This is a genomic window from Phycisphaerales bacterium, from assembly GCA_035627955.1.
In the GTDB taxonomy this organism is placed as follows: domain Bacteria; phylum Planctomycetota; class Phycisphaerae; order Phycisphaerales; family UBA1924; genus JAEYTB01.
Genome location: DASPKU010000013.1, coordinates 298,703 through 305,885 on the forward strand (window position 1 = coordinate 298,703; position 7,183 = coordinate 305,885).

General features: G+C 67.7%; 8 protein-coding genes. 3 read left to right on the plus strand and 5 right to left on the minus strand.

Annotation, left to right across the window (positions count from 1 at the left end; genetic code table 11):
• Positions 1–27: 27 nt before the first annotated feature.
• Both VD997_12365 and VD997_12370 read left to right on the plus strand, forming a co-directional pair.
• Positions 28–1,593, plus strand: a complete 1,566-nt coding sequence (locus VD997_12365) for a DUF1800 domain-containing protein (GenBank protein HYE62781.1) — start codon at positions 28–30, stop codon at positions 1,591–1,593.
• A 14-nt stretch (positions 1,594–1,607) separates the two neighbouring features.
• Complete coding sequence (locus VD997_12370; GenBank protein HYE62782.1) at positions 1,608–2,954, plus strand: DUF1501 domain-containing protein; 1,347 nt, start codon at positions 1,608–1,610, stop codon at positions 2,952–2,954.
• A 48-nt stretch (positions 2,955–3,002) separates the two neighbouring features.
• Here the strand turns inward: VD997_12370 and VD997_12375 are convergent, their stop codons facing one another.
• The 5 genes from VD997_12375 to VD997_12395 all read right to left on the minus strand — a co-directional run bounded on the left by VD997_12375 (position 3,003) and on the right by VD997_12395 (position 6,664).
• On the minus strand, positions 3,003–3,632 hold the full coding sequence (locus tag VD997_12375) for a hypothetical protein (GenBank protein HYE62783.1): 630 nt from the start codon (positions 3,630–3,632) through the stop codon (positions 3,003–3,005).
• Positions 3,633–3,754: 122 nt separating this feature from the next.
• Entirely contained in the window at positions 3,755–4,486 is a 732-nt protein-coding gene (locus VD997_12380; protein HYE62784.1) for a hypothetical protein, read from the minus strand.
• Between the two features lie 2 nt (positions 4,487–4,488).
• Positions 4,489–5,127, minus strand: coding sequence for a hypothetical protein (locus VD997_12385; protein ID HYE62785.1), 639 nt, complete (start codon positions 5,125–5,127; stop codon positions 4,489–4,491).
• A gap of 92 nt (positions 5,128–5,219) precedes the next feature.
• Complete coding sequence (locus tag VD997_12390; GenBank protein ID HYE62786.1) at positions 5,220–5,867, minus strand: lipid-A-disaccharide synthase N-terminal domain-containing protein; 648 nt, start codon at positions 5,865–5,867, stop codon at positions 5,220–5,222.
• The gene (locus VD997_12395; protein HYE62787.1) at positions 5,864–6,664 is read right to left on the minus strand and encodes a glycosyltransferase family 2 protein; all 801 of its coding nucleotides are present in this window, start codon (positions 6,662–6,664) and stop codon (positions 5,864–5,866) included. Before VD997_12395 ends, VD997_12390 begins: the two co-directional genes overlap by 4 nt.
• A gap of 98 nt (positions 6,665–6,762) precedes the next feature.
• Between VD997_12395 and VD997_12400 the strand changes: the two genes are divergently transcribed.
• Positions 6,763–7,161 carry a 2Fe-2S iron-sulfur cluster-binding protein gene (locus tag VD997_12400; GenBank protein HYE62788.1) on the plus strand — a complete coding sequence of 133 codons (399 nt, stop codon included), beginning with the start codon at positions 6,763–6,765 and terminating at the stop codon, positions 7,159–7,161.
• The last annotated feature ends 22 nt before the right edge of the window (positions 7,162–7,183 follow it).

Below are 7,183 nucleotides of genomic sequence, written 5' to 3' on the forward strand. Positions count from 1 at the left end.
GGGTGGGGACCATCAGGCGCGGAAACCATGCTGCAACCAGAACCAGCCACAAAGCCCGACGCTGCCGCGAATCGCCCCACGCCGGTCGATGATCAGTCGATCGAGAAGAGCCTGCGGCCGCTGGACCCCAAGCGGTTCGGGTATGCGCAGGCCCGGCACCTGCTGTGGCGGGCGGGGTTCGGCGGGACGGAGCAGCAGGTGCAGACGCTGGTGTCGTGGGGGCCGGCGAAGTCGGTGGAGCACCTGATCAACTACGACAAGGTGCCCGGCGAGCCAGTGAAGGAAGACGCGTTCGACAAGGACATCATGCGGCCGCCGACGGAGGAGGAGAGAAGGGCGCAGGCCGCGGCGAGGCGGAGCCAGAACCAGGAGGAGATCTCGCGGCTGCAGCGGCTGCGTCAGGACCGCGCGCGGACCGACCGCGGGCAGATGGGGGACATCCAGAAGTGGTGGCTGAAGCGGATGATCGAGACGGCGCGTCCGCTGGAGGAGAAGCTGACGCTGTTCTGGCATGGGCACTTTGCCACGAGCTTCCGCAGTGTCGAGGACAGCTACCACATGTTCGTGCAGAACCAGCTGTTCCGCACGCACGCGGCGGGGAACTTCGGGGAGCTGCTGAAGGCGATCATCCGCGACCCGGCGATGATCAAGTTCCTCAACAACAACGACAACCGCAAGGGTCGGCCCAACGAGAACCTGGCGCGGGAGATCATGGAGCTGTTCAGCCTGGGGCTGGGCAACTACACGGAGAAGGACATCAAGGAGGGGGCGCGGGCGCTGACGGGGTACACGTACCGCGACGACCAGTTCGTCTTCGAGCGCAACCAGCACGACAACGGCGGCAAGACGATCCTGGGTCAGGGCAACCTCAACGATGGGGATGACTTCGTCAAGGCGATCCTGGCGCAGCGGGCGTGCTCGCAGTACATCGCGCGGCGGATGTACCACTACTTCGTGTCCGACGTGCCGCCCGACGAACGCGGCGGGGACAAGGAGCTGCACCCGGCGCAGCGGGCGGCGATCCGCGAGCTGGGCACCACGCTGCAGAGCAACAGGTATGAAGTGAAGCCGGTGCTCAAGAAGCTGTTCCTGAGCGAGCACTTCTACGAGCCGCGGTTCATGAACGAGCAGATCAAGAGCCCGGTGCAGCTGGTGGTGGGGGCGGTGCGGAGCCTGAACACGCCGGTGCGGGACCTGTCGATCCTCAACGATGCGCTGGACCTGATGGGGCAGCGGCTGTTCATGCCGCCGAGCGTGAAGGGGTGGGACGGCGGGCGGTCGTGGATCAACACCTCGACGATGTTCGTGCGGCAGAACATCATGACGTTCCTGATCACGGGCAAGAAGCCGGTGGGGTACGACGGCTCGGCGGGGACGGACGTGTTCGACGCGATGGCGGTGCTGCCGCGGAGCGTGCACGGGAAGGACGAGGTTGTTGACGGCGTGCTGGACGTGACGCTGGGGCAGCGGCCGCTGTCGGCGCGCCAGGCGATGCTGGATTACCTGGACGAGAAGGACGGCGAGATCAACAACGCAACGGTGACCGGACTGATCCTGCTGGCGACGGCGATGCCCGAGTACCAGCTCTGCTGAGCGAGAGGACTGCGATGACGAACTTCGATCCATTCACGCGTCGTGAGTTCCTGCGTTCGGGGCTGATCATGGCCTCGGCCGCGGCGACGATCCCGGCGTTCCTGAACGCGTCGGCGCACGCGATGCACCGGGCGATGGGCGGGCTGTCGAGCGTGCCGGGGGTGCCGGATGACCACATCCTGGTGGTGGTGCAGCTCTCGGGGGGCAACGACGGGCTGAACACGGTGGTGCCGTTCGGCATGCCGGAGTACTACCGGGCGCGGGCGGGCATCGGCATCCAGGAGCGGGATGCGCTCAAGCTGTCGGGGGGCGACGGCATCGGCCTGCACCCGGCGCTGGCGCCGATGAAGGAGCTGTACGACAACGGGCTCGCGGCGGTGATCCAGGGCGTGGGGTACCCCAACCCGAACCGCTCCCACTTCAAGTCGATGGACATCTGGCACACGGCGGATGTGAACGCGACGGGCGAGGGGTGGCTGGGGCGGTACTTCGACCACGAGTGCTGCGGGTTCGGCAAGGGGGAGAGCGGGACGCCTGAGAACGCGAGGAAGCCGGAGATGGGCGAGGCCGCGGGCCCGCCGGGGATCGCGATCGGGCGGACGGCGCCGCTGGCGATGGAAGGGCAGCAGATCAAGCCGGTGAGCTTCGAGAGCGCCGAGCTCTTCCGTTGGACGGGGCAGGAGGTCGATCGCGAGCTGGCGGACCCGTACCAGGAGCTCAACCGGCGGGGCGACGACGCGGCGGCGCGGGCGCGCAAGGAGGGGGACTCCAACGCGTCGTTCCTGCTGCGGACGGCGCTGGATGCGCAGGTGTCGAGCGACCTGATCCGCAAGGCGGTGGGGCTGCGGCCCAAGACGACGTTCCCGCAGAGCGACATCGGTCGGCAGCTGTCGATGGTGAGCTCAATGATCAGGGCGGGGCTGAAGACGCGGGTGTACTACACGAGCCTGGGCAGCTTCGACACGCACTCGCAGCAGGGCGGGAACCAGGGGCGGCACGCGCAGCTGCTGCGGCAGTTCAGCGAGGCGGTGCGGGCGTTCTACACCGAGCTCAAGGAGCAGGGCAACGACGGGCGCGTGCTGACGATGAGCTTCTCGGAGTTCGGACGGCGCGTGAGCCAGAACGCGAGCCAGGGGACCGACCACGGCACGGCGGCGCCGATGTTCCTGTTCGGCCCGATGGTGCGGCAAGGCGTGATCGGGGATCACCCGTCGCTGCGCGATCTGGATGACGGGGACCTCAAGTACAAGATCGACTTCCGCAGCGTGTACGCGGGCATCCTGGAGGGGTGGATGAAGGCGGACACGAAGAAGATTCTGGAGGGGAGCTGGCAGGCGGTGCCGGTGGTGAGGAAGGGATGATCGAACGACGCCGGGACTGAGCCGCTTTGGGCGAAGTCCCGGGTTCGGCTAGCAGTTGCTCTGTTCATCGCCGGTTACGTCGCCTTCCTCGTCTTCGGAATCGTCGCCATCATCCAACGAGTAGGTGTACTTGTCACGCCAATCCGGGTATCGCTCGCGGCACTGACGTTCCATCTCCTCGTCACACCAGACCGCCGCGCCCTGCTTGGAATGATCAAGGATGTACCAGATTGCGGAGGCAAAGTGGCCGTAGTTCCTGATGCGACGTACACCGGAGGATTCACCCCAGAGCCGGCCCGGATAGCGGCTGCGAATAGCGTGGGAGGATGCTTGCTTCGCGCGTCCAAAGATGCGTTTGGCGTCCTCATCACCGACCTTGATGAGTGCGTGTGAGTGGGTAGCGTGCACGGCGATGGCTGCCACTGGCACGTGCATGTCCACGAGCTTGCCGCGGATGGCGATCAACAGTGGTTCGCGGTGATGTTCCGCGACAAAGATCTTCCGGTCGCACATGAGCTTGGAGTAGCGCTCGAGACCCGCGTGTTCTTTCGAGTGGGGATCGTTGATGAGGTAGTGGCGGGTGGAGCGGATCTTGTGGTGGCGGGTGTTGAAGCCGCGCTGATCACCGGGGAGCCATTGGCCGAGGTATGAGCTAAAGACGTGTGTCCAGGGGGACATGCGTTGAGCTTAGCAACTGGCGTCCGGACCCGGGACTTCGCCCAGAGCGGCTCAGTCCCGGCGTCGTAGGGAAGCGGCCCAGTTGCGGCGTCGTAGGGAAGCGGCTCAGTTGCGGGGTCGTTTCAGAACGAGCAGTCGTCGAAGACAGCGCGGCGGCGGGGTTTTTCGCTGAGGGGGCTCTTGGCGGCGAGCTCGCAGGCGGCCATGAGGGCCTGGATCAGCTTCTCGTGGTCGGGGACGGCGCGGAGCATTTCGAAGAGGTCCATGGCGCGCCAGTCGGGGGGGAGGTCGGGTTTGATCTTGGCGATCGCGGCGTCGCCGAGAGCTTCCTGCGTGCGCACGAACCATGACGGCGCGGGGCCCTGGCGGGGCTGCTGCTGCTGGCGGTTGTCGGGGAGGTCGAACTCGGTGGGGGGCTCGACCTGCACGCGGACGACGAGGGACTCGCGGTCGGTGCCGCTGACGCCGACGATGGGCCACTTGCCGGCGCTGGTGCGGGGCTCGCGGCAGAGGACGAGGGCGGGCACCTTGCGGCGGTCGCAGAGCTCGCGCATGGTGACGGCTTCGATGCCGATCAGCGGCGGCTCGAGCAGGTAACAGCCGGGCTCGATGGGGTCGGAGCGTTTGGGTAGCGACTGGATGATCATGCAGCGGCCGCTGTCGACGGCTTCTTCGCGCTTCTGGCGGCGGGCCTCCTGCAGCGGGAGGCAGATGCGGGCCATGCGGTCAAAGTCGTTGGCGGCGGCGCAGCGGGTGAGGGCCTTGAGGCAGAGCGTCTCGGCCTCGAAGTAGTTGGTCGCGCCCAGCGCGCTGCTGGCACGCTCCATGAGTTGATCGATGTGTGCAGCGGCCACGGTCATCGCACCCCAGCCCCGGCCGGCAGGCCCTTCACGTGCTCGGCAAAGCCCACGAGCAGGGCGTGCCAGGTCTGCGCGTCGGCGTCGAGGTCGTAGCCGACGATATCGGCGAGGGCGGACCAGTCCTGCTGCTCAAGGGAGTTCTTGAGCTGCGCGAGGTGCGCGAGCAGGTCGCGGGTAGCGGTGGCGAAGGTGACGCCGTCGGCGACGCCGGTGACCCGCAGCGACTCGAGATCGACGGTCAGGAGGGCCGCGCCGCGGGCGACGACGTCACGCGCGGCCTGCCACGTGATGAACGCGCCCTGGAGGGTGTTGAGGGCTTCGCCCACCGCCCCGGTTTGCACCTGCTCCATGGCTCGTGCCTGCTCGGAGCGGACGCTCTCGAGCGCCTCGACGGCGTCAAGGACGGTCTGGCGGACGAGCACGCGCGGATCGGCGGAGACCATGTCGAGGCGGGCGTAGCCGCCCTCGGCCTCGGAGGGGGTGGTGAGGTCGTCGTTGCTCAGGACAACGCCGTCGCCTTTGACTTCGACGACGATGCGGCCGCGGCTCTGCGCGTCGGCGACGGCGGACTGAAGGGCGGAGGCGAGCGACGGACGCTCGATGGATAACGGCTGTCCGTCGAGGAGGACCTGCATGAAAGGAATGTGGCCCACAGATGAAGGGCCTGCAACTCAGGTTCCCGGACGATGTGCAAAACCATGCCCCGCGTGTGGCACGAGCAGGGGATTCAGCCGGGGACCGGCGCGCCCCCTGCGACCGCGCCGGCGGGCTCGCGTGGTGCTTCCTGTCGCTTGGCCGCTTCGGTTCGGGCTTTGTCCAGCCGCAGCAGGCGGATATTGCGCACGTAGATGACGAGGCCCATCGTCTGGCCGAGGAGGCCCACCATGTCCTGCCGCCAGATGAAGTAGGCGGTGAGCATGAGGGCGCCGCCCAGGCTCATGTACCAGAACGCGGCGGGGACGACCGACTTGCGGCTCTTCTCGCTGGCCAGCCACTGCACCAGCATGCGGCCCGAGAAGATGAGCTGCCCGCCGAGGCCGATGGCGATCCACAGGAACTGGTTGCCGGTGGAGACGTTGAAGAGGCGCAGCAGCGGCGAGCGGCCCGCGGCGTTGGCCTCCATTTGCAGCCACGCCTGGAACTCGGGGCCGGTCATCTCGCGCCCGGCGAAGGGGCCGCTGAGGATGCGGTAGTTGAAGACGGAGTGCCCGTCGCGGACCTCGTGGACCTGCTCGACCTTGACCTTGTGGCTGGAGATGACCATCTCGACGACGGCCGCGCCCTCGGTGGGCGGGACGCGCTTGGAGATGTGGAGCATGATCCAGATGCTCAGGCCGAGGATGACGAGCATCGCGATGATCGGGCCCGGTTTCAACGGACAGCCTCCCGTGCCCCAGCGGTCGTGTCGGCGCCGACCTCCATGGAAGTGGTGGGGCGGCGCCTTGACCGCATGTACCGTACCGCAAAAAGGTCGATCAGGCCGGGCAGGGCCCGCTGGATGATGCCGAAGCCGTACTTGGTCTGGCCGGCGACCCGGGGGCGGTGGGTGACGCGGACCTCCTCGACGTGGTAGCCCAGGTGCCTGGCGGTGATGGGGATGAACCGGTGCATGCCCCGGAACTCGAGGGGCAGGCGGAGGGCGAGCTCGCGCTTCATGACGCGGAGCGAGCAGCCGGTGTCGCGGATGGTGTCGCCCAGGAGCCAGCGGCGGAAGGAGCGGCCGACCCAGGATCCGACGCGCCGGACGACGTTGTCCTTGCGGGCGTGGGAGCGGTCTCCCTGCACGAGGCCGGCGTTGGTGGCACGGAGGCGCTCCACCATCATGGGGATCTCGGCGGGGTCGTTCTGGAGGTCGGCATCGAGGACCGCGATGAGCTCGCCGCGGGCGGCGCGGAAGCCGGCGTGGAAGGCGGCGGACTGGCCGTTGCCCCTGCCCGGCGGGGTCTGGGTCATGGCGACGCAGCGGAGCCAGGGGCGGGTGGCCATGGCGTCGGTGAGCCTGCGGCGGGTGGCGTCGGTGCTGCCGTCGTCGACGATCACGGCCTCGAAGGTGAGGCCGGAGTCTTTGAGAGCGGACTCGATCTGGTCGACGAGGGGCTGGATGTTGTCCTCTTCGTTGTGCGCAGGGGCGACCACGGAGAGGTCCAGCGGGGTTCCATCGGGCTCGGGCATTGAGGCTCCAAGGGGTTCGGGCCGCGGCGGCCCGAGTCCCTCCCTGACGGTCGGGGTTCCTATCACAATCGTCCAACGATACGGACTAGGATCGACCGATGCACCTGAAGCACTCCGATCGGCCGCACGGCCCCGACGTTGTCCCTGTGACGTTCATCCTGGAGGACCCGCAGGCGGTGGCGGGGACGGACCAGAAAGAGCACCAGATGATGGGGGCGGTGGGGGAGTCGCTGCTGGAGCTGGCGATGGAGCACGGGATCAACATCGAGCACGCGTGCGGGGGCGTTTGCGCGTGCTCAACGTGCCACGTGTACATCGAGAAGGGCAACGAGAACCTGTCGGAGGCGACGGAGGCGGAGGAGGACCGCGTCGAGGAGGCGCCGGGGCTGCAGCGGAACAGCCGGCTGTCGTGCCAGTGCGTGATCGAGAAGGAGGGGCCGATCCAGCTGCGGGTGCCCGCGTGGAACCGGAATGCGGTGAAGGAAGTGCCGCACTAGCGGAAGTGGCGGAGTGGCAGAG